20 protein-coding genes and 1 pseudogene are annotated in these 19,348 nt (G+C 71.8%); 12 read left to right on the forward strand and 9 right to left on the reverse strand.

Annotated features, from left to right (window positions below; genetic code table 11):
• Positions 1–7 precede the first annotated feature (7 nt).
• From QEZ54_RS20230 to QEZ54_RS20245, 4 genes are read left to right on the forward strand one after another with little or no spacing between them, the layout of a single operon-like run.
• A complete protein-coding gene (locus tag QEZ54_RS20230; protein ID WP_281306232.1) occupies positions 8–1,288 on the forward strand; it encodes a sugar ABC transporter substrate-binding protein in 1,281 nt (426 codons plus the stop codon).
• Complete coding sequence (locus QEZ54_RS20235) at positions 1,285–2,178, forward strand: sugar ABC transporter permease (protein ID WP_281306233.1); 894 nt, start codon at positions 1,285–1,287, stop codon at positions 2,176–2,178. The genes QEZ54_RS20230 and QEZ54_RS20235 overlap by 4 nt, the downstream gene beginning before the upstream one ends.
• Complete coding sequence (locus QEZ54_RS20240; RefSeq protein WP_281306234.1) at positions 2,168–2,998, forward strand: carbohydrate ABC transporter permease; 831 nt, start codon at positions 2,168–2,170, stop codon at positions 2,996–2,998. The genes QEZ54_RS20235 and QEZ54_RS20240 overlap by 11 nt, the downstream gene beginning before the upstream one ends.
• Positions 2,999–3,002: 4 nt before the next feature.
• Positions 3,003–3,959 carry an acetylxylan esterase gene (locus QEZ54_RS20245; protein ID WP_281306235.1) on the forward strand — a complete coding sequence of 319 codons (957 nt, stop codon included), beginning with the start codon at positions 3,003–3,005 and terminating at the stop codon, positions 3,957–3,959.
• Between the two features lie 46 nt (positions 3,960–4,005).
• Here the strand turns inward: QEZ54_RS20245 and QEZ54_RS20250 are convergent, their stop codons facing one another.
• Entirely contained in the window at positions 4,006–5,067 is a 1,062-nt protein-coding gene (locus tag QEZ54_RS20250) for a hypothetical protein (protein WP_281306236.1), read from the reverse strand.
• A gap of 171 nt (positions 5,068–5,238) precedes the next feature.
• Here QEZ54_RS20250 and QEZ54_RS20255 point away from each other — a divergent pair, with 171 nt between their 5' ends.
• Together QEZ54_RS20255 and QEZ54_RS20260 are read left to right on the forward strand one after the other, a co-directional pair.
• Positions 5,239–8,256 (forward strand): BTAD domain-containing putative transcriptional regulator, encoded by a 3,018-nt coding sequence (locus QEZ54_RS20255; protein WP_281306237.1) that lies wholly within the window; start codon positions 5,239–5,241, stop codon positions 8,254–8,256.
• 91 nt (positions 8,257–8,347) lie between these two features.
• Positions 8,348–9,217, forward strand: a complete 870-nt coding sequence (locus tag QEZ54_RS20260) for an AraC family transcriptional regulator (RefSeq protein WP_281306238.1) — start codon at positions 8,348–8,350, stop codon at positions 9,215–9,217.
• Positions 9,218–9,302: 85 nt separating this feature from the next.
• Here the strand turns inward: QEZ54_RS20260 and QEZ54_RS20265 are convergent, their stop codons facing one another.
• Positions 9,303–9,803 carry a Calx-beta domain-containing protein gene (locus tag QEZ54_RS20265; RefSeq protein ID WP_281306239.1) on the reverse strand — a complete coding sequence of 167 codons (501 nt, stop codon included), beginning with the start codon at positions 9,801–9,803 and terminating at the stop codon, positions 9,303–9,305.
• A 343-nt stretch (positions 9,804–10,146) separates the two neighbouring features.
• Here QEZ54_RS20265 and QEZ54_RS20270 point away from each other — a divergent pair, with 343 nt between their 5' ends.
• The gene (locus QEZ54_RS20270; protein WP_281306240.1) at positions 10,147–11,205 is read left to right on the forward strand and encodes a hypothetical protein; all 1,059 of its coding nucleotides are present in this window, start codon (positions 10,147–10,149) and stop codon (positions 11,203–11,205) included.
• Here QEZ54_RS20270 and QEZ54_RS20275 read toward each other — a convergent pair.
• From QEZ54_RS20275 to QEZ54_RS20285, 3 genes are read right to left on the reverse strand one after another with little or no spacing between them, the layout of a single operon-like run.
• Entirely contained in the window at positions 11,183–12,313 is a 1,131-nt protein-coding gene (locus QEZ54_RS20275; protein ID WP_281306241.1) for an ABC transporter permease subunit, read from the reverse strand. The two genes, QEZ54_RS20270 and QEZ54_RS20275, sit on opposite strands and share 23 nt — an antisense overlap.
• Positions 12,310–13,209 (reverse strand): ABC transporter ATP-binding protein, encoded by a 900-nt coding sequence (locus tag QEZ54_RS20280; RefSeq protein WP_281306242.1) that lies wholly within the window; start codon positions 13,207–13,209, stop codon positions 12,310–12,312. The genes QEZ54_RS20275 and QEZ54_RS20280 overlap by 4 nt, the downstream gene beginning before the upstream one ends.
• Positions 13,206–13,595, reverse strand: coding sequence for a GntR family transcriptional regulator (locus tag QEZ54_RS20285; RefSeq protein ID WP_281306243.1), 390 nt, complete (start codon positions 13,593–13,595; stop codon positions 13,206–13,208). Before QEZ54_RS20285 ends, QEZ54_RS20280 begins: the two co-directional genes overlap by 4 nt.
• Before the next feature lie 198 nt (positions 13,596–13,793).
• Here QEZ54_RS20285 and QEZ54_RS20290 point away from each other — a divergent pair, with 198 nt between their 5' ends.
• Positions 13,794–14,546, forward strand: a complete 753-nt coding sequence (locus tag QEZ54_RS20290) for a uridylate kinase (protein WP_281306244.1) — start codon at positions 13,794–13,796, stop codon at positions 14,544–14,546.
• Positions 14,547–14,580: 34 nt separating this feature from the next.
• Here QEZ54_RS20290 and QEZ54_RS20295 read toward each other — a convergent pair whose 3' ends face one another.
• The 4 genes and pseudogenes from QEZ54_RS20295 to QEZ54_RS20310 all read right to left on the reverse strand — a co-directional run bounded on the left by QEZ54_RS20295 (position 14,581) and on the right by QEZ54_RS20310 (position 16,737).
• Complete coding sequence (locus QEZ54_RS20295; RefSeq protein WP_281306245.1) at positions 14,581–14,991, reverse strand: arsenate reductase ArsC; 411 nt, start codon at positions 14,989–14,991, stop codon at positions 14,581–14,583.
• A 312-nt stretch (positions 14,992–15,303) separates the two neighbouring features.
• A pseudogene (locus QEZ54_RS20300) lies at positions 15,304–15,972 on the reverse strand (MIP/aquaporin family protein); the annotation flags it as partial.
• The gene (locus QEZ54_RS20305; RefSeq protein ID WP_281306246.1) at positions 15,972–16,289 is read right to left on the reverse strand and encodes a metalloregulator ArsR/SmtB family transcription factor; all 318 of its coding nucleotides are present in this window, start codon (positions 16,287–16,289) and stop codon (positions 15,972–15,974) included. The pseudogene QEZ54_RS20300 and the gene QEZ54_RS20305, both read right to left, overlap by 1 nt.
• Before the next feature lie 88 nt (positions 16,290–16,377).
• On the reverse strand, positions 16,378–16,737 hold the full coding sequence (locus tag QEZ54_RS20310) for a metalloregulator ArsR/SmtB family transcription factor (RefSeq protein WP_281306247.1): 360 nt from the start codon (positions 16,735–16,737) through the stop codon (positions 16,378–16,380).
• 109 nt (positions 16,738–16,846) lie between these two features.
• Here QEZ54_RS20310 and QEZ54_RS20315 point away from each other — a divergent pair, with 109 nt between their 5' ends.
• From QEZ54_RS20315 to QEZ54_RS20330, 4 genes are all read left to right on the forward strand, one after another.
• Entirely contained in the window at positions 16,847–17,176 is a 330-nt protein-coding gene (locus tag QEZ54_RS20315; protein ID WP_281306248.1) for a metalloregulator ArsR/SmtB family transcription factor, read from the forward strand.
• An 11-nt stretch (positions 17,177–17,187) separates the two neighbouring features.
• Entirely contained in the window at positions 17,188–17,673 is a 486-nt protein-coding gene (locus QEZ54_RS20320) for a GNAT family N-acetyltransferase (RefSeq protein ID WP_281306249.1), read from the forward strand.
• 73 nt (positions 17,674–17,746) lie between these two features.
• Positions 17,747–17,914 carry a hypothetical protein gene (locus QEZ54_RS20325; protein WP_281306250.1) on the forward strand — a complete coding sequence of 56 codons (168 nt, stop codon included), beginning with the start codon at positions 17,747–17,749 and terminating at the stop codon, positions 17,912–17,914.
• Positions 17,915–17,946: 32 nt separating this feature from the next.
• Positions 17,947–19,347 (forward strand): FAD-dependent oxidoreductase, encoded by a 1,401-nt coding sequence (locus tag QEZ54_RS20330; protein WP_281306251.1) that lies wholly within the window; start codon positions 17,947–17,949, stop codon positions 19,345–19,347.
• Position 19,348: the final 1 nt, after the last annotated feature.

Here is a 19,348-nt window from a genome sequence, read left to right on the forward strand (position 1 = left end):
GTTCCTGATGAGAATACGCGGCCTGCTCGCCGCCGCCACCGCCGGTCTGCTGACGCTCGGTCTGGCCGCCTGCGGCGCGGACGAGCCCGAGGCGTCGACCGGCCCGGTCTCGCTGCGGATGACGGTGTGGACCTCCAACGAGGCGCACCTGAAGCTGTTCAACGAGATCGCCGACGCGTACAAGGCGAAGAACCCCCGGGTCACCGAGGTCAAGTTCGATCCGATCCCGTTCGAGAGCTACACCACCACGCTGACCACCCAGATCGCGGGCGGCAACGGCCCGGACCTGGCCTGGGTGCTGGAGAGTTCGGCACCTGACTTCGTCGGCTCCGGCGCGCTGCTGCCGCTGGACGACACCCTGGCCAAGGCCGACGGCTACGACACCGCCGACCTCAGCCCGGCCGCCACGAACCTGTGGAAGAACGACGGCAAGCTGTACGCGTACCCGTTCAGCACCTCGCCGTTCGGGGTGTTCGTCAACAACGACCTGCTCACCGCCGCCGGTCAGCCCACCCCCGCGCAGCTGATCGCCAAGAACGAGTGGACCTGGGACAAGGCGGTCGCCACCGCCTCGGCCTCGCACGCCAAGAACGGCAAGGGCGGCCTGGTCGTCCGCGACTTCGACTACAAGACCTGGGACAACCTGGCCACCGTGTGGACCGGCTGGGGCGCGCAGGCCTGGAGCGCCGACGGCAGGACCTGCGGCTTCGACCAGCAGCCGATGGTCGACGCGATGACGTTCCTGCACAAGGCGATCTTCACCGACCAGGCTCTGCCCGGACCCGGCACGACCGCAGACTTCTTCGCCGGTGACGCCGCGATGACCATCACCCAGATCTCGCGGGCCTCGCTGCTCAAGGACGCGAAGTTCGGCTGGGACCTGGTGCCGCTGCCCAGCGGGCCCAAGGGCGGCTACTCGGTGATCGGGCAGGCCGGTCTCGGGGCGCTGCGCAAGGGCAAGAGCCCGGACGTGGCCGCGGACTTCCTGGCCTTCTTCACCAACCCGGAGAACTCGGCGAAGCTCGCGGCGTACTTCCCGCCGCCGCGCACCTCGCTGCTGACCGCCGACACCCTGGCCAAGACCAACCCGCTGCTCAAGCCCGAGCAGCTGCAGTCGGTGGTGATCAACGGCATCAGTACCGGGGTGGTCAAACCCAGCCATAGCGGCCAGGCCGAGATCGCCCAGGCGGTCCGGTCGGCGCTCGACCCGCTGTGGAAGGCCGACGCCGACGTCAAGACCGTGCTCGGCGGCGTCTGCACCGCGATCAACCCCCTGCTGAGCAAGTGAAACGACCGTTCTGGACCGGTAGCCGGCGCGACCACCTCGCCGGCTACCTGTTCATCGCCCCCCAGCTCATCGGGTCGGTGCTGTTCGTCTTCACCCCGCTGGCGCTGACCGCCTGGTACAGCCTGCACGAGTGGAACGTGCTCGCCGACACCTTCACCTTCACCGGCACCGACAACTACCAGGCCCTGCTGGACGACCCGCGTCTGGGCGACGTGCTGGCCGCGACCGGCCTGTTCTCGGTCGGCCTGGTGGTGCTGAACCTGACCCTGGCGCTGCTGCTGGCGGTGCTGCTCAACCAGCGGCTGCGCGGCACGACGTTCTTCCGCACCGTGTTCTTCTCCCCCGTCGTGGTCAGCCTGGTCGCCTGGACCATCGTGTGGGGCTTCCTGCTCCAGGACGACGGCGGCGTCAACGGCCTGCTCAAGGCCGTCGGCGTCGACGGTCCGAACTGGCTGCGCGAGGGCGGCACCGCGATGGTGTCGGTGATCGTGGTGCAGGTGGTCAAGAACGTCGGCCTGAACATGGTGCTGTTCCTGGCGGCGCTGCAGGGCGTGCCCGGCAGCCTGTACGAGGCGGCCACCGTCGACGGCGCCAGCCGGTGGCGGCAGTTCCGCAGCGTGACCGTGCCGATGATCAGTCCGACCATCCTGCTCACCTCGATCATCACGGTGGTCGGGTCGCTGCAGGTGTTCGCGCAGATCGCGGTGCTCACCCAGGGCGGCCCGGGGACCTCCACCACGGTGCTCGTCTACTACCTGTACCAGCAGGCGTTCCAGTTCCATCACTTCGGCTACGGCGCGACGCTGTCGGTGCTGCTGTTCGCGATCGTGCTGCTGCTGACCGTCGCGCAGTGGCGCATGCGCAGGAAGTGGGTCTTCCATGAGTCGTAGGGCCAAGACCGCCGTCTACGGCGTGCTGTGCCTGCTGGCGCTGCCGTTCCTGTTCCCGACCTGGTGGATGCTGACCTCGTCGGTCAAGCCGGTGAACGAGGTCTTCGCGTTCCCGCCGACGCTGTGGCCCGACACGTTCAGCCTCGACGCCTACCGGGAGGCGTTCACGCTGCAGCCGTTCGCCCGGCAGTACTTCAACAGCATGTACATCGCGGCGCTGGTCACGGTCGGCACGCTGGCGGTGTCGGCCATGGCCGGGTACGCGTTCGCCCGCATCCGGTTCCGGGGCGCGAACGTGCTGTTCCTGGTGGTGCTGACGGGGCTGCTCATCCCGAGCGAGGTCACCATCGTGCCGCTGTTCCAGATGTTCCACGGCTGGGGCATGGTCGACACGCACTGGCCGCTGATCCTGGTGCCGGTCCTGGGCGCACCCAGCGTGCTGGCCACGTTCATCATGCGCCAGTTCTTCCTGGCCCTGCCGTACGAGCTGGAGGAGGCGGGCCGGGTGGACGGGCTGGGCCGGTTCGCGCTGTTCCGCCGGATCGCGCTGCCGCTGGCCCGCCCGGCGCTGGGCGCGGTGGCGATCTTCACGTTCCTGCACAGCTGGAACCTGTACCTCGAACCGATCGTGTTCCTGTCCTCGGCCGAGAAGTTCACGCTGCCGCAGGCGCTGACGCAGTTCGTCGACGCCTACGGCGGCCCGATGTGGGACGTGCAGCTGTCGGCGGCGTCGATGACCGCGCTGCCGGTGCTGGCCGTGTTCGTCATCGCGCAGCGGCAGTTCATCGAGGGCCTGGCCCACACGGGCGTGAAGGGCTGACCCGGTGCCGATCACCGAACGGGACCCCGAGGCCTACCGCAGCACCCTGCGGGCGCCGGACGACTTCGACGAGTTCTGGGCGCGGACGCTGGCCGAGGCGGCGTCGCGGCCGCTGGACGCGGTGTTCGCCCCGGCGTGGCGGCGGACCGTCGAGGTGTACGACGCCACCTTCGCCGGGTTCGGCGGCGACCCGGTCAAGGCGTGGCTGGCCGTGCCCGCCGGTGCGACCGGGCCGCTGCCGTGCGTGGTGGAGTTCCCGGGCTACGGCGGCGGGCGAGGGCTGGCCCACCAGTGCCTGCTCTACGCCGCCGCCGGGTACGCGCACCTGTTCATGGACGTACGCGGCCAGGGCAGCGGCTGGCGGCACGGCCATACCCCCGATCCGGCCGGGGCGGACCCGCACTTCCCCGGCTTCCTCACCCGCGGCGTGCTCGACCCGCGCACGTACTACTACCGGCGGGTCATCACCGACGCGGTCCGGGCCGTGGCCGCCGCCCGGACCCACCCGCTGGTCGACCCCGATCGGGTCGCCGTCACGGGCGAGAGCCAGGGCGGCGGCCTGGCCCTTGCCGTCGCCGCGCTGGTGCCCGGCCTGGTCGCGGCCGCACCGGACGTCCCGTTCCTGTGCGACATGCGCCGTGGCGCGCAGCTGGCCACGGCCGGGCCCTACCCAGAGCTGGCCGGCTACCTCGGGGTTCACCGCGACAGCGAGCGGCAGGTCTTCCATACGCTCTCCTACTTCGACGGAGTGCTGTTCGCCGCGCGGGCCCCGGTCCCGGCGCTGTTCAGCGTGGCGCACATGGACGCCAGCTGCCCGCCGTCGACCGTGTACGCCGCCTACCACCGCTACGCCGGGCCCAAGGCCATCGAGGTGTACCCGTTCAACGGGCACCAGGGCGGCGAGGCGGTCCAGGACGCGGCCCGCCTGGACTTCTTCGACCGCGCGTTCGGGCTGAGGTGAACGACGGCGGGGGCCCCGGCCCGGCAGGGCCCCCGCCGTCAGCGGGTCACCCCTGCTCGCGTCCGACGGTGACGTCGTAGCGGACGCCGCCGATGTCGGTCGGCTGCGCACCCGCCTGACCGGGACCGAACTGGGCGACCGTGATCGGGAAGACGCCCGTGGCCGGCTCGGCGGCGAAGAACGTCAGCAGCACCTGCGGCCGCTCACCCGGGTTGATGGTGATACCGGCGATCCGCGCCTTGGCCAGGTCGAGGATCGCGATCTTCGTACCGCCGATGCGCTGGATCGCGGTGCCCCGCGCCCCGGCCGCCACCCAGCGCTGGAACAGGTTGGCGCCGAGGTCCACCACGACCTTGCCGCCGACGGCCGCGAAGTGCCGGTCGGCCCCCTCGCCGAAGACGAGGTCGTTGGCGGTGGGCACGCCGGCCACGTTGCCGATCGCGAACGGCACCGTGGTGCCGGAGCTGCTGCTGGTGACGACCGGGATCGGGGCCACGTTGTGCCACGAGATGTTGTTGTTGGCCGTCGTGTTGGCCACCGTGTTGGGGCCCTCGAACGTGAACGGGTCGGTCGGCGACACCCACCGGCTGAGCAGGCAGAAGTGGGCACCCGGGGCCGGGCCGTCATCGGGCACGTTGACCCACGGGATGGTGATCGTGGTGACGCCCGGCGACGAGGCCACCGCCACCGCGCCGATCTGGGTCCAGTCGGCCGGCCACTGGGCGGCGCCGCCGAGCAGCGTCCAGTAGACGTTCATGACGCCGTTGCTGACGCCGCTGCCGTAGGGCCCGGGGTTGTTCAGCGTGATGAAGATGTAGGCGGTGCCGCCGACGGTCAGCGGCTGGTCGGAGGCGCAGCCGAGCGCCGTCGCGCACACCTTGATGTCGGGGCTGGCCCAGAACGGCAGCGCCGACGGGTTGGGCTCCGTACCGATGTCGCCGACCTGGTCGCGGGTGAAGGCGTCGGTGCGGGTGCCGGCGGGTGGCGGTGCGTGGTCACCGGCGGCCACGGCGACCCCGGCCGCCGAGACGACCGCCAGGGCGGCCAGGGCGGCGCCCAGCGCCAGTCGCAGACCGCGTCGACGCGCGGGCCGACTCTCTGTGTTCATGGAGATCCTCCTGCCGTGTACTGCGCCGGTGGTCACCAACGCATTGGCAGACTCCTATCAACTGGCGGCTGTCATCCGGCTGCGAGATGGTTGTCGCCTTTGTCGATCACCTCGTATTCTCAGCAAAGAGATCGGTAGTCATGACTGCCTTGCGTCGCGGAGGAGGCCCAGGTGCCACCGACCGGATCAGCTCCCGCCGAGCCGCCGCCGCCCATCCGGCTACTCGGCCCCATCGAGGTGACCGGACCCGCCGGCCCTGCCGTGTTCACCGGCAACCGCCAGCCCGCCCTGGTGGGGCTGCTGGCACTGGGCGCACCCGACACCGTGTCCCGGACCTGGCTGGTCGACGGCCTGTGGGGGGAGGAGCCGCCGCGTACGGCCGTGAAGACCCTGCACAGCCACATCGCCCGGCTGCGGCAGGCCCTGGACGAGTGCGGCCTGGTCGACCTGGTGCACACCAACGACTCCGGCTACCAGCTCGCCATCGACCCCGCCGCCGTCGACACGCACCGCTTCGAACGCGAGGTGCGGCTGGCCCGCGAGGAGCTGGCCGAGGGCGCCGACACGGCGGCCGTGCGCCGGCTGCACCGCGCGCTGGACCTGTGGCGCGGTGACGCCTTCGCCGGCGCCGAGGCGTACGGCTGGGCCGCGGGGGAACTGGTCCGGCTCGGGGAGGTCAGGCTCGCCGCGCTGTGCGACCTGTGGGAGGGCGAGCTGCGCCTCGGGCGGCACACCGCGGCCGTCGGCGAACTGCAGCGGCTGCTGGTGCGGTACCCGTTCCACGAGCGCCTGGTCGGACTCGCGCTGATCGCCCTGTACCGGTGCGGCCGGACCACCGACGCGCTCAACCTGTACCACCTGCTCCGGGTCCACCTCCGCGAGGAGCTGGGCGCCGAACCCGGCTCCGACCTGGCCGTCCTCTACGTGCAGATGCTGCGCCGCGATCCCGTGCTGGACCACCGCGGACCGCCGCCGGTCCTGGCGTCGGCACCGGCGCCGCTCACCCGGCCCCGCCCCCGCCCCGCCGAGCTGCCCGGCCCGGTCGGGCACTTCACCGGCCGCCGCGCCGAACTGCGGCAGCTGGACGCGGTGGCCGCCGACCCCGCCGTCCGGGTGGTGGTCATCTCCGGCGCGGCCGGCATGGGCAAGACCGCCCTGGCCGTGCAGTGGGGCCACCGGGCCGCCGCCGACTTCCCCGACGGGCAGGTCTACCTGGACCTGCGCGGCCACGACCCGGCGATCGCGGTGCCCGCGGCCGAGGCCCTGGCCCACGTCCTGGCCAGCCTCGACCAGCCCGACCGCGGCGGCCCCGCCGACGGCCTCGACCGCGTCGGCCTCTACCGCTCCCTGACCCGCGACCGGCGGATGCTGATCCTGGCCGACAACGCCGGCACCGTCGCGCAGATCCTGCCGCTGGTCCCGGCCAACACCACCACGCTGCTGGTGGTGACCTCCCGGCACCGGCTGACCGCGCTGAAGACCCATCACGCCGTCAAAGTCGTCGACCTCGACGCGCTGCGCCCCGACGAGGCGCTGGACCTGCTCGACACCGTGCTGGGCTCGCACCGGCTGGCCCGCGAGCCCGACAGCGCCGCCCGGCTGGTCGAGCTGTGCGACCGCATGCCGCTGGCCCTGCAGATCGCGGCCGCCAAGCTGTCCTCCCGGCCGATGCGCGACATCGCCGACCTGACCGACGAGCTGACCACGGGCGAGCGCCTGGACGAGCTGTCGGTCGAGGGCGACTCCCGCAACCTGCGCACGGTCTTCGCGACCACGTACGAGGTGCTGGAGCCGGTCACCGCCCGGGTGTTCCGCGCGCTGGGCCTGCACCCGGGCGCCACCTTCGGCCCGCACCTGGCCGCCGCCGCGGCCGACGTCGCACCCGCCGCGGCCCGGCGCGCACTGGACGAACTGGCCGCCGTGCACCTGGTCACCGAGGTCGCCAACGGCCGCTACCGCTTCCACGACCTGATCCGCCTGTACGCGCGCGAATGCGCCCACCGCGGCGAGCCCGAGCAGGCCCAGGCCGGCATCGTCGCCCGGATCCTCGACTGGTACCTGGCCGTCACCGACGCCGCCAACAAGATCGTCGACCGGGGCCGGGACCGGGTCCGCGTCGCCATCGACCACCCGCCGGCGACGCTGCCGTTCCGGGCCGAGGCCGACCAGGCGCTGTCGTTCCTCGACGGCGAGCGCGACAACCTGCTGCCGGTCATGACCTGCGCCATGGACCACGGCCGCCCCGGCACGGCATGGCAGATGACCTACCTGGTCACCGGCTTCTTCGACTCCCGCGGCCACTGGACCCAGCGCATCCAGCTCTGCCGCCTGGGCCTGGCCGCCGCCCGCGCCGCCGGGGACCCGGTGGCCGAGGGCCTGATGGGCAGCGGGCTGGGCGTGGCTTACCTGACGACCCGCAACTTCGACGACGCGCTGACCACCCTGACCCAGGCCCTGGAGGTGCTGCAGACCCAGGGCGACAAGCGGGGCGAGGCGCACGTGCGCAACAACATCGCGGTCACCCTGGCCAGCGCCCGGCGCTTCCCCGAGGCCGTCGACGCCTACGGCCAGGCGCTGGCCCTGCACCTGGCCGAGGGCAACCGGCTGGGCGTCGCGCTGACCCTGAGCAACCTCGGCGACGCCTACGTCCGCATGGGCCGGGCCGACCTGGCCCTGGACCACCTCAGCCGGGCGCTGGCCGCCAGCCGCGAGATCGGCAACGCGCGGCTGGAGGCCGCCGCGCTGGGCGGGCTCGGCCAGGCCCACCGCGACCTGGGCGAATGGGACCTGGCCACGGCCCGGTTCCATGACGCCCTGGTGCTGCGGCGCCAGACCGGCGACCGCCGCTACGAGGCCGAGACGCTGAACAACCTGGGCCTGACCGAGTACGCCCGGCAGCGGTTCACCTCGGCCACCGAGCACTTCCGCCAGGCCCTCACCCTCAGCCGGCAGCAGGCCGACCCGCACCAGGAGGCCATCGCGCTGGCCCACCTGGGCCGCATCGACCTCGCCGTGGGCGACGCCGCGGCGGCCGGCGAGCACCTCAGCCGGGCCCTGGCCGTCCGGGAACTGGCCCCCGACCCGTACGAATCCGATGCGATCCGCGCGGACCTGGACCGGCTCGCCGCCCGGACCGGCGGCTCGCCCCCGCGACAGCCCGGCGGGGGCGGCACCGGCCCGCCGCCGTGACACCGCACCCCGCCGCATGATCGGATCGGTCCGGCGCGATCGGGCGCGGGCAGGGGCCCGTCGGCCAGGCTGGAGGTCGAAGGGAGGCCGCATGATCTCGGCACTCAACCGGCTCGTCGACCTCGTCGAGCAGCACCTCACCGAGGAGCTGGACCTCGGCGGGCTGGCCGGGTCGCTCGGCACCACCGAGTACCACCTGCGCCGGATGTTCTCGTCGCTGGCGGGCATGCCGCTGTCGGAGTACATGCGCCGCCGCCGGATGACCGTGGCCGCCGCCGACGTGGTCCGCGGGCAGGACGACCTGCTCGGGATCGCGGTCCGGTACGGGTACGGCTCGACCGAGGCGTTCGGCCGCGCGTTCCGGGCCGTGCACGGCGCCAACCCGGGCGACGTCCGCCGCGACGGCGGCCCCCTTCGGACACAACCGCAGCTCAGGTTCCGCCTGACCGTCGAAGGGAGCATCCCCATGGACACCCGCATCGTCGAGCGCCCCGCGTTCCGCCTCATCGGGCACGCAGCCCGGGTGCCGCTGATCCACCACGGCGTCAACCCGCACATCCAGCAGCACATCGCCGCGCTGCCGGTGGCGGAGCACGCGCGGCTGAAGGCCCTCAGCACCGCCGAGCCCGGCGGCCTGCTGCAGGTCACCGACGGCGTCGATCCCGACGCGGTCGAGGGCACCGAGCTGACCTACCTGCACGGGGTCGCCGTGGCCGCCGACTCGCCCGCGCCCGGCGACCTCGACGCCATCGAGGTGCCGGCCGGGCGGTGGGCGGTCTTCCGCACGTCCGGGCCGTACCCGCAGACGCTGCAGACCACCTGGGCCGCCACGGCCACCGAGTGGTTCCCGTCCAACCCGTGGCGGCTGCGGCCGGGCCCGTCGATCGTCGCGATCCTCGACCGCGCCGCCGATTTCAGCACCGCGACCTGCGAACTGTGGCTGCCCGTCGAAGCGGCCTGAGCACCGCCGCAGCATGACGTGGCGGCCCGGTGCCGCGAGGTCCACGGTCACGTGGACCTCGCGGCACCGCGTCCGGTACGCGCCGTCAGTGCTGTGCCGGCTTGACCGTCACGATCGCCATCGGTCTGGCCAGGCCCGCCCCCGAGACCGCGAACAGCTCCACCCCGAAGGTCCGGTCCTGGCTCGCGGGCGGATGGGGCAGCAGCTGGATCGCGATCTCGGCTGAGGACTGGTTCGGTTGGAGCACCAGCGTCCCCGAGTCGACGCCGACGTAGTCGATCCCCGGCCTGGCCGTCATGGCCACGGTCCGGAAGTGGGCCGTGACGGTGTTGCTGCGCGGGGGTGTCCGCAGCACCACCACCATGCACCGGGGCGGGCCCTCCCAGCACAGCGTGTCCAGCGGCTGCACGCAGCCGGCGCAGCCGCTGGCGGTCGGGCTGGGCAGCGGCGACGGGCTGATCAGCAGGGTCATGTCCACCGGGCGGATCGGTGCGGTGGCGGCGGGGCCGCCGGGCAGCAGGGTCACCGCCAGCAGCAGCGCGGCGGCGGCCGCGGTCAGCAGGGGCAGACGGAGCAGTCGTATCACGGGGCGCCTTTCCTGGCCGCCTCTTCTCGCCGCGGCCACTCCGACGGCGGGTAGGGGACGTCGACGGCCACGGCCAGGCTACGACCGGGCGGTTGTGAATCGGTTGTGACGGTTCGAAGACTCTCCGTGCGGTCCGGCGAGTTAGACTGGGGGTGACCGGTCCGGTCTGTTGGCTCCTGCCGTGAAATGGTACGAATCATTCGCGGCCCGTGGCGGACAGCCTCCGCTGCTGCCGCGTCATCTCATCTCCGAGACCCGACATCCAGTGTCCTCGCCTTCCCAGCCGGGCACGAGCGCGGGAACCAGCGCAGGGCGCTTTCCGAACCAGAGGCGGGACGCAGCCATGGAATCCATCCGTGTCGCCTGGTGGAACCTGCAGAACCTGTTCGACACCGACGACGACCCGATCTCGGCCGATCTCGAGTTCACCACCGCCAGCGGCTGGACACCCGCCGTCTTCCAGGCGAAGCTGTCCAACCTCGCCGATGCGGTCCGGGTCCTGCACAACGGCCGGGCACCCGAACTGTTCGGCGTGGCCGAGGTCGAGGGCGACGACGTCTTCGCCCAGCTGCTGCACGAGGTCGGCGAGCCGCATCTGAAGGTGGTCAAGGACAAGTCCGGCACCAGCGACCTGCGCGGTATCGACGTGTCCCTGGCCTACGACGAGCGCAAGCTGACCGTCGAGCAGTGCCGCTCCCACGTCGTGCACCTGCGCTACCCGACCCGCGACATCTTCGAGGTCGTCTTCCGCGTCAAGGACACCGGCGCGAGGCTGGTGGTCCTGGCCAGCCACTGGCCCTCGCGCCGCCAGGGCCGCTACGAGAGCGAGCCCTCCCGCATCGCGCTGGCCGAGAACGTGGCCTTCCTGGTACGCGACCACCTGCGCGTGGACGCCGAGACCTATCTGAAGCTGCGCGCCGACGGTGACCTCGACGCCGTACGGGCGCGCTGGGACACGCCGATCCTGCTGATGGGCGACCTCAACGACGAGCCGACCGACCGCAGTGTCGTATCGCATCTGCAAGCATCGAGCGAGCTGGACCGGGTGGTCGGGCCGACCAACGACATCGACGACTTCGAGAAGGAGCCGTCGGCGTACCGGGGGGACGACAACTTCCTCTACAACCCGATGTGGCGGTTCCTGGCGCCGGAGAGCACCGGCACGTTCTTCCTGGAGAGCACCCCGAACGAGGCGTTCGCCAACCGGTACCAGGTCCTGGACCAGTTCATCGCCTCGCGCGGGCTGCTGACCGGCGACGGGCTGCGGCTGGACCTGTCCAGCGTGTCGATCGTGGACGACCTCTCGGTCGCCACGCCGAGCAGGCGGCCCCGGCCCTTCAGCCGCAAGACCTTGAAGGGGACCTCCGACCACCTGCCCATCAAGGCCGTGCTGACGTACTGACGCACAAGCGAGCCCCGCGAACGATGTTTCGGGTGACCTGGGAGGTTCGGGGCCGTGCGTTGCGCGGCGGGTCAGTTCTGTCGGCGTCGGATCCACCAGAAGCAGGTGCCGACGAGTGCGCCGGCGAAGGCGAGGAGGAGTCCGGTCTCCATCCACTGCAGGGGCCAGTAGTGGCTCGCGGGGTGGTAGCTGACCGTCTGGTGCAGGTCGTACCTGGAAAGGCAGTCGCCGAGGTGAGGCAGTTCTGGGGCGTCGCCCCCGTCGGGAGGCAGTCGAGGTGGTCGGCGACGCGGGCCACCTGTCCCGCCGAGTTCTCGACCGGCGGCTGGGAGGTCAGCCAGGCGTCCTTCGGTACGGGCAGGCCGAAGCGGAAGTCGGTCTGGGTGCTTTGGAAGTCGTGGAACCGGCTCGTGGTGGCCTGGTCGATCGGGTAGGTGGTCGTGGTCGACGGCAGCAGGTGGGGTCGGATGAGGGCGGGCATGAGGATTTGGACGGCGGTGAACACGGCCAGCGTGATGGCCATGGCGGGCAGCGTCCGGCGTAGCAGCAGTCCCAGGGTGGTGCCCAGGGCGAAGGCGAACGCGGCGTAGCCGAGCGGGACGGTGCCGCGGGAGGCGAAGGTCATCGCCGCCCATCGGTCGCCGCCGAGGTGGTCCAGCGGCCCGGCCCACCAGCTCAGCAACCAGGTGAGCAGCGCGGTGGCGGCGATCGCGGCGACGCCGACGACGCCGAGCTTGACCGCGAGCCACCGGGTGCGCGTCACCGTCTGGTTCCAGGCGAGTTGGTGCGTGCCGGTCTCCAGTTCCCGCCCGATCAGCGGCGCGCCCCAGAAGATGCCGATCACCGCCGGAACGGCGATGACGAGCAGCTGCAGGAGCATGAACATCAGCTCGTAGCTTCGCTGGAGTTGGCTGAGCTGGGCGCCCAATGCCCGTGCCGCGGCGGTCGACCCGTCGCAGGCGCCCATCGGGGCGCACCCGGCCAGTGCCGTGGCGTAGCTGTCGTGCATGCGCGACCCGGTCACCAGGAACAGGGCCGCCGCGGCGGCGAGCAGAGCCAGGCCGGTGACGGCCTGCGGGCGGAACTGCCGCCAGGTCAGCCAGATCATCGCGCTGCTCCCGTCGGTCGCGTCGCGGCACCGGCGCCGGGGGCGGCGCCTCGCTCGAGGTAGGTCAGCACGAGGTCCTCCAGTTCGAGGTGTTCGGCGGACCAGTCGCCGGCGGGCAGTTCGCCTTCGCTTCGTACGACGAACGTGGACTGCCGGTCGGTGTGCTCCGCCGAGATGACGATCAGCCCTGCGGGCAGGTCGGACTCCTGGCGCCGCGCGCACACGATCCGGTGGTGCTGGGCGAGCAGTTCGTCGACTTCACCGGCGAGCCGCACGCGGGAGGAGACCAGCACGACGAGGTAGTCGCAGACGCGTTCGAGGTCGGAGATCAGGTGGGAGGAGAGGATGACGCTGGTGCCCTGCTCGGCGACCGACTCCATCAGATGCCGCAGGAAGTCGCGCCGTGCCAGCGGGTCGAGGCTGGCGACGGGTTCGTCGAGGATGAGCAGTTCGGGTCGCTTGGCCACCGCGAGGGTCAGGGCGAGCTGGGCGCGTTGGCCGCCGGAGAGCCTGCCCGCCTTCTGCCTCGGTTGGAGGCCGAGCTGCTCGATGCGGGCCTGGGCGAGCTTCGCGTCCCAGCCGGGGTTCATCCTGGCGCCGAGCGTCAGATGGTCGGCGACGGACAGGTTCGCGTAGGTGGGGGTGTCCTGGGCGACGTAGCCGACCCGCGCCAGTTGCGAGGTCGCGCCGTCGGGCTGTTCGCCCAGCACCTCGATCTGCCCCGTGGTCGGGGCGAGCATGCCGCAGGCGATCTTCAGCAGGGTGGTCTTGCCCGCGCCGTTGGGCCCGACCAGGCCGATGACGTGTCCCGGCGGGAGCTCCAGGGTGCAGTCGGCCAGCGCCTGGCGTCGGCCGTAGCTCTTGCCCAGCGCGTGGGCTTGCAGGATCGCTGTCATTTCTCCTCTTCGTCGCTCTCGCGCAGGGTGTTCTGGAACATGGCCTCGATGCCCGGGGCGGTCAGGCCCGCCGCGCGGGCCTTGTCCATCCAGGCGCGCAGTTCCTGCTGCAGCGGCCCGTGCTCGGTGAGCGACGCGTGGCCGAGTGATCGGGTGATGAAGGTGCCCACCCCGGGCTTCGCGGCGGCCAGGCCGAGGTGTTCGAGTTCGCGGTAGGCCTTGCTCACGGTGTTCGGGTTGATCGCCAGCTTCGCGACCACCTCCTTGACCGTGGGCAGCTTGTCGCCCTCGGCGAGCAGCCCCAGCAGCAGCGCCTGGCGTACCTGCCGGACGATCTGCTGGTACGGGGCGACCCCCGAACGCACGTCAAGGTGGAAGTCGATCAAACCGTACTCCCGTTTTACTAGGATACTAGTGGAATGAGGATGCACGGGTGCCCGGGCACCTGTCAAGCGGCAGGCATCGGCAAGATGCCGGGAACGCCATGCGGTACGCGCGCGGCAGGTGGTCAGCTCACGCCGAGTCCGGCGATACTGCGTGGGGATCCGCACCGATCTGGACGGCGTCGCGCGGGAGGAGTCATCGTGGGCGGTCGGGATGAGGTGCTGGCCGAGGTCGCCCGCGCCGTGGCGGCCGTGTCCAGGCCGCATCCGGTGCGGGTAGCGATCGACGGGAACTCCGCCGCGGGCAAGTCGACGTTCGGCGACGAGCTCGCCGCGGCCGTCCGGGCGGTCACCTCACGGCCGGTGATCCGGGTCGGCCTCGACTGGTTCAAACGCGCGGTCAGCCTGCGTACGGCATACCCGCAGGATTCGCCGGACAGCTACTACCTGGACTCCTGGGACTACCCGGCCATCCGTGAGCAGCTGCTGGAGCCGCTGGGGCCGGGCGGCGGCCGCCGCTACCGCGACGCGATCATGAACCTGCCCGCGACCGAGCCCGTCGACGGCCCGGTGCGCACCGCCGCCGACGACGCGATCCTGCTGGCCGACGGGGCGTTCCTGCAGCGCGCCGAGCTCGACGCGTACTGGGACCTGCGGATCTACCTCGCGATCGGGTTCGACGAGGTGCTGCGCCGCGGCATCGTGCGCGACCAGGCGTGGATGGGCGACGCCGCGGCGGCCGAGCACCGCTACCGCACCAAGTACATCCCGGGCGAGCAGCGGTATGTCGACGAGGTCCGCCCGCACGAGCGTGCCGACCTCGTCGTGGACAACACCGACTTCGCCGCCCCGCTGCTGGTTCGGGGGGACCCGGCTCTCAGGTGTGCGAACCTTCAGGTGCCGGTGATGCCGGCGATCGAGCGATACACCCGTTCATACCGGTCGGCTGCCTAACCGTAGACCGGTAGTTTCGTGGCACTGACGCTGGTCAGGCGTGCGGCAGCAGGTCGCCGACGAGTGCCCGTACGCGGTCGCGGATCTCGTCGCGGATCGGGCGGACGGCGTCGATGCCCTGCCCGGCGGGGTCGTCGAGTCTCCAGTCCTCGTGGCGCTGGCCGGGGAAGTAGGGGCAGACGTCCCCGCAGCCCATGGTGATGACCACGGTGGAGGCTTCCGCGTCCTCGTAGGTGAGGATCTTCGGGGTCTGGTCGGTGATGTCGATGCCGGCCTCGGCCATGGCCGCGACGGCGACAGGATTGATCTGGTCGGCGGGCGCGGAGCCGGCGGAGCGGACCTCGACGGCGTCGCCGGCGAGGTGGCGCAGCCAGCCGGCGGCCATCTGGGAGCGGCCGGCGTTGTGCACGCACACGAACAGCACGCTGGGCTTCTTGTCGGTCATGCCGTGTCTCCTGCGGTCAGTTCTTCGATGAGGTGTCGCACTCGGACGTCGATGTCGTCGCCGATGGCCCGCACCGTGGCCAGGTCGGCTCCGGCAGGGTCGGGGATGTCCCAGTCGAGGTGGCACTCGCCGGCCACCACGGGCAGGCGTCGCCGCAGCCCATCGTCACGATGGCGGCGGTGAGGGCATCGAGGCGTCGGGCGGGCGCGGCGTCGACGTCGGCGGCCGCGGCCATCAGCGCTGCCCCGCGCCTGCGGCCGCGAGTTCGGTATCGGCCGGGGCGGGCCCGGCGACCGGGCGGGGTTCGTGCTGCGGGTAGAGCAGCGCGACGAGGACGACGCCGATCAGGGCCCCGAGGACCTGAGCGGCGATGAACGCGGGTACTGAGGCCGGGGTGATGCCGGCGAAGGTGTCGGTGAAGGCGCGGCCGACGGTGACGGCCGGGTTGGCGAAGCTGGTCGAGCTGGTGAACCAGTACGCGGCGCCGATGTAGGCGCCGACCGCTGGTGCCGCCAGGGCGGCGCGGCCGGTCCGTACGAGCGCGAGAATCAGCAGCAGCAGTCCGGCAGTGGCGACGGCCTCGCCGAGCCACAGGTTGGCGTCGCCGCGGTCTTTGGTCGACATGCCTTGGGCGACGCCGAACATGGCGTTGGCCAGCACCGAGCCGGCGATCGCGCCGAGGGTCTGGACGACGGCATAGGCGGCGACGTGGGTGCCGGTGAGGGCACCGGGTTCGCGGCGGCCGGTCCACCAGGCGGCGGCGGTGACCACGGGGTTGAAGTGCGCCCCGGAGACCGGCCCGAGGATCAGGATCAGCACGGCCAGGGCGAACGCGGTCGCGGTGGAGTTCTCCAGCAGCTGCAGGCCGACGTCGTTGGGCGACAGCGTGGTGGCCATGATGCCGGAGCCGACCACGGCGGTCACCAGGAGCATGGTGCCGAGGAACTCGGCGAGCAGGCGGCGGGGCAGGGTGGTGGGCATCAGCACTCCCGGCGCCGGTCGGCGGCGGCGCGGGCGCGCGCGGCGAGGTCGGTGAGGTGGGCCGCGGCGGCTTCGAGGGCGTCGGCGTTGAGGTGGTAGTAGGTGTAGCGGCCGTACGGTTCGGCTTTGACCACTCCTGCGTGGCGCAGGGCGCGCAGGTGGTTGGACACGTTTGGCTGGGTCAGGCCGAGGTCGTCGACGAGGTGGCAGGTGCAGGCGGGGCCTGCGGCGAGGAGGTCGACGATCGCGGCGCGGGCCGGGTCTGCGAGCAGCCGCACCACGTCCGCCGACGCATCACCGGAAACTGATATCACCACGTGGTTATGTAACTGCGATGCAGGTCAGCTCGTCAACTTGGCGATCATGAACTTTTGGTGACGACCAGCGGAGAGGGCCCGGGACGGGTCAGGCGGTCGGCGCCCCGATGGCCAGCAGCGCCGACAGGGCGGCCAGCCTGGTCCGGTTGGCCCGGTACCAGACCCAGGTGCCACGACGATCGGACTCCACCAGCCCGGCCTCGCGCAGCACCTTGAGGTGGTGGGAGATGGTCGGGCCGGTCAGGTCGAAGGCCGGGGTGAGGTCGCAGACGCAGGCCTCTCCCCCGTCCGCGGAGGCGATCATCGACATCAACTGCAGGCGCACCGGGTCACCGAGGGCCTTGAACGACGCGGCAAGGTCGGCGGCGGCCTCGGCAGGCACGGCCGCGCTGGCCAACGGCGCGCAGCACACCTCGGGCTCGAGAACGGTGAGCATCTGCTTCGACATGCCCCTAGGTTGACAGATTTCGAAGCAGGCGGCAACGGGGCTTGTCGAACCTCACTTCACGCAATATCATCGTCTATCGGCGATGAACGATGACTTGACAGGAGTGCAGGTGGAGGAGCTACTCGACCGGGAGGTCGCCCAGCGATACGCGTCCTGGTTCCGGGCCCTGGCCGACCCGACCCGCGTGCAGATCGCCGAGCTACTCGCCCGCAGCCGCGAGGCGATGAGCGTCGGCCAGATCACCGCTGCGGTCGGACTGGCCCAGTCGACGATCTCCCAGCATCTGAAGATCCTGGCGGAAGTGCGGTTCGTGCTGGTGGAGGCGTCGGGCAACGCGAACCTGTACCGGATCAACGCGAACTGCCTGAGCTGCTTTCCCACTGCCGCCGACGTCGTGATGGGCAGGCCGGTCCCAGCACCGGGAGACACGCCGTGCTGACCGTCAGACCCATGACCGCCGCCGACGCCGAGGCGGTGCTGGCGATCTACCAGCTGGGCATCGACGGCGGAAACGCCACTTTCGACACGGCCGCCCCGACGTGGGAGGCGTTCGACGCCGGCCGGCTGCCCGAGCACCGGCTGGTCGGCTGCGAAGAGTCGGGGCGGGTGCTGGGCTGGGTCGCTGTGAGCCGGGTGTCGGTGCGTCCGGCGTACGCGGGCGTGGTCGAGCACAGCGTCTACGTCCACCCCGATGCTCAGGGCCGCGGCGTCGGACTGACCTTGATGCGGGCTCTGATCGCCTCGACGGAGGCGGCCGGGATCTGGACGATCCAGTCCGGGATCTTCCCCGAGAACACCGCCAGCCTGGCCCTGCACCGGGCGGTCGGCTTCCGCGAGGTCGGCGTGCGCGAGCGGCCAGCCCGCCTGCACGGGCGGTGGCGTGACGTGGTGGCGGTCGAGCGGCGCAGCACGGTGGCGGGCACCACACCAGGCTGAGTTGACAGTTCTCTAAGTAGGCGGCACTCTAAACACGTCGCTTAGAGAAACTTCGAAACAAGGGGTCATTGTCATGCTTTCCCTGATCCGGCGCGTCACCGCCGCCCGTACCGCCCGCATCGTGGCCACCACCACGTTCTGCGAAGGCTGCACCGAGCCGGTATGCACCGCCGCCTGCCGCGCCGAGGCCGCCCGCACCCTCGGCTACGAGCGCGCCGCGCTGACCACCGTCCGCATCTGAACCGCCCGCGCCCGAGCAAGAGGAGTACGACGATGAGCACGCAGGACACCTTTCCCACCGTGGTGATCGGCGCCGGACCGGTCGGCCTCGCCGCGGCCGCGCACCTGGCCGAGCGCGGCCTGGACTTCCTCGTCCTGGAGGCCGGTGACGGCCCGGCCGCCGCGATGGCCGCCTGGGGACATGTGCGGGTGTTCAGCCCGTGGCGCTACAACCTCGACGCCGCCGCCCGCCGCCTGCTCGAGGCAGACGGCTGGATCGCCCCCGACCTGGCACAGCTGCCGCTGGGCGCGCAGATCGTCGAGGACTACCTGCTCCCCCTGACCAAACTTCCGGCCCTGGCCGGGCGGGTCCGCTACGGGGCGAGGGTCGTCGCGATCAGCCGCGACGGCCTCGACCGGGTCCGCTCCACCGGACGCGAGCAGGCGCCGTTCCTCATCCGCCTGGCCGACGGGCAGGAGCTGACCGCCAAGGCGGTCATCGACGCCACCGGAACCTGGCCCACCCCGAACGTACTCGGCGGCTCCGGCCTGCCCGCCCACGGCGAACCCGAGGCCGCGGCGTACATCGACACCGCGCTGCCCGACGTCCTCGGCCGTGACCGCGACCGGTTCGCCGGCCGCCACACCCTTGTCGTCGGCGCCGGGCACTCCGCCGCCAACACCCTGCTGGCCCTCGCACAACTCGCCACCGAGGTCCCGGGCACGCAGGTGAGCTGGGCGATCCGCACCGGCGCGGCCACCCGCACCTACGGCGGCGGCGACGCCGACGCGCTGCCTGCCCGCGGCGCGCTCGGCACCCGGGTCCGGGCCCTGGTCGACTCCGGCGCCATCACCCTGCACTCCGGGTTCTCCGTGCGCTCCATCGCCGTCGACGGCGGGCAGGTGGCCGTGACCGCGCGCAGCGGCGCGACCGTCACCGCCGACCGGATCGTGTCGGCCACCGGCTTCCGGCCTGACCACACGATCGCGTCCGAGCTGCGCCTGGACCTCGACCCGATCATGGGCTCGACCCGCGCCCTCGCGCCGCTGATCGACCCGAACCAGCACTCCTGCGGCACCGTCCCTCCGCACGGCGTTGACGAGCTGACTCAGCCGGAGCCCGGCTACTACGCCATCGGCGCGAAGTCCTACGGCCGCGCCCCCACGTTCCTCATGGCCACCGGCTACGAACAGGCCCGCTCCGTGGTCGCCGCGCTGGCCGGGGACTGGGACGCCGCCCGCGACGTGCAGCTGGAACTGCCCGAGACCGGTGTCTGCTCCAGCAGCGCCGCCCTCGGCGCCGAAGACGACTCCGCCTGCTGCGGCGCGCCTGAGCCCGCGCAGGTCCAGGTCTCGCGCGGGCTGTCCACCGGAATCGGCGGCGGGCTGCTCACCCTGCCCGTCCTCCAGCCCGCCACCGAGGCGGGCAACGGCGGCGGATGCTGCGGCAGCTGAC

It is taken from the genome of Catellatospora sp. KI3, assembly GCF_029948125.1.
Classification (GTDB): Bacteria; Actinomycetota; Actinomycetes; order Mycobacteriales; family Micromonosporaceae; genus Catellatospora.

Coding starts and splice junctions, on each gene's coding strand:
- QEZ54_RS20230 (WP_281306232.1), top strand. CDS start 8: ATGAGAATACGCGGCCTGCTCGCCGCCGCCACCGCCGGTCTGCTGACG.
- QEZ54_RS20240 (WP_281306234.1), top strand. CDS start 2,168: ATGAGTCGTAGGGCCAAGACCGCCGTCTACGGCGTGCTGTGCCTGCTG.
- QEZ54_RS20250 (WP_281306236.1), bottom strand. CDS start 5,067: ATGAACACAGAGAGTCGGCCCGCGCGTCGACGCGGTCTGCGACTGGCG.
- QEZ54_RS20260 (WP_281306238.1), top strand. CDS start 8,348: ATGATCTCGGCACTCAACCGGCTCGTCGACCTCGTCGAGCAGCACCTC.
- QEZ54_RS20270 (WP_281306240.1), top strand. CDS start 10,147: ATGGAATCCATCCGTGTCGCCTGGTGGAACCTGCAGAACCTGTTCGAC.
- QEZ54_RS20275 (WP_281306241.1), bottom strand. CDS start 12,313: ATGATCTGGCTGACCTGGCGGCAGTTCCGCCCGCAGGCCGTCACCGGC.
- QEZ54_RS20280 (WP_281306242.1), bottom strand. CDS start 13,209: ATGACAGCGATCCTGCAAGCCCACGCGCTGGGCAAGAGCTACGGCCGA.
- QEZ54_RS20295 (WP_281306245.1), bottom strand. CDS start 14,991: ATGACCGACAAGAAGCCCAGCGTGCTGTTCGTGTGCGTGCACAACGCC.
- QEZ54_RS20310 (WP_281306247.1), bottom strand. CDS start 16,737: ATGTCGAAGCAGATGCTCACCGTTCTCGAGCCCGAGGTGTGCTGCGCG.
- QEZ54_RS20320 (WP_281306249.1), top strand. CDS start 17,188: ATGACCGCCGCCGACGCCGAGGCGGTGCTGGCGATCTACCAGCTGGGC.
- QEZ54_RS20325 (WP_281306250.1), top strand. CDS start 17,747: ATGCTTTCCCTGATCCGGCGCGTCACCGCCGCCCGTACCGCCCGCATC.
- QEZ54_RS20330 (WP_281306251.1), top strand. CDS start 17,947: ATGAGCACGCAGGACACCTTTCCCACCGTGGTGATCGGCGCCGGACCG.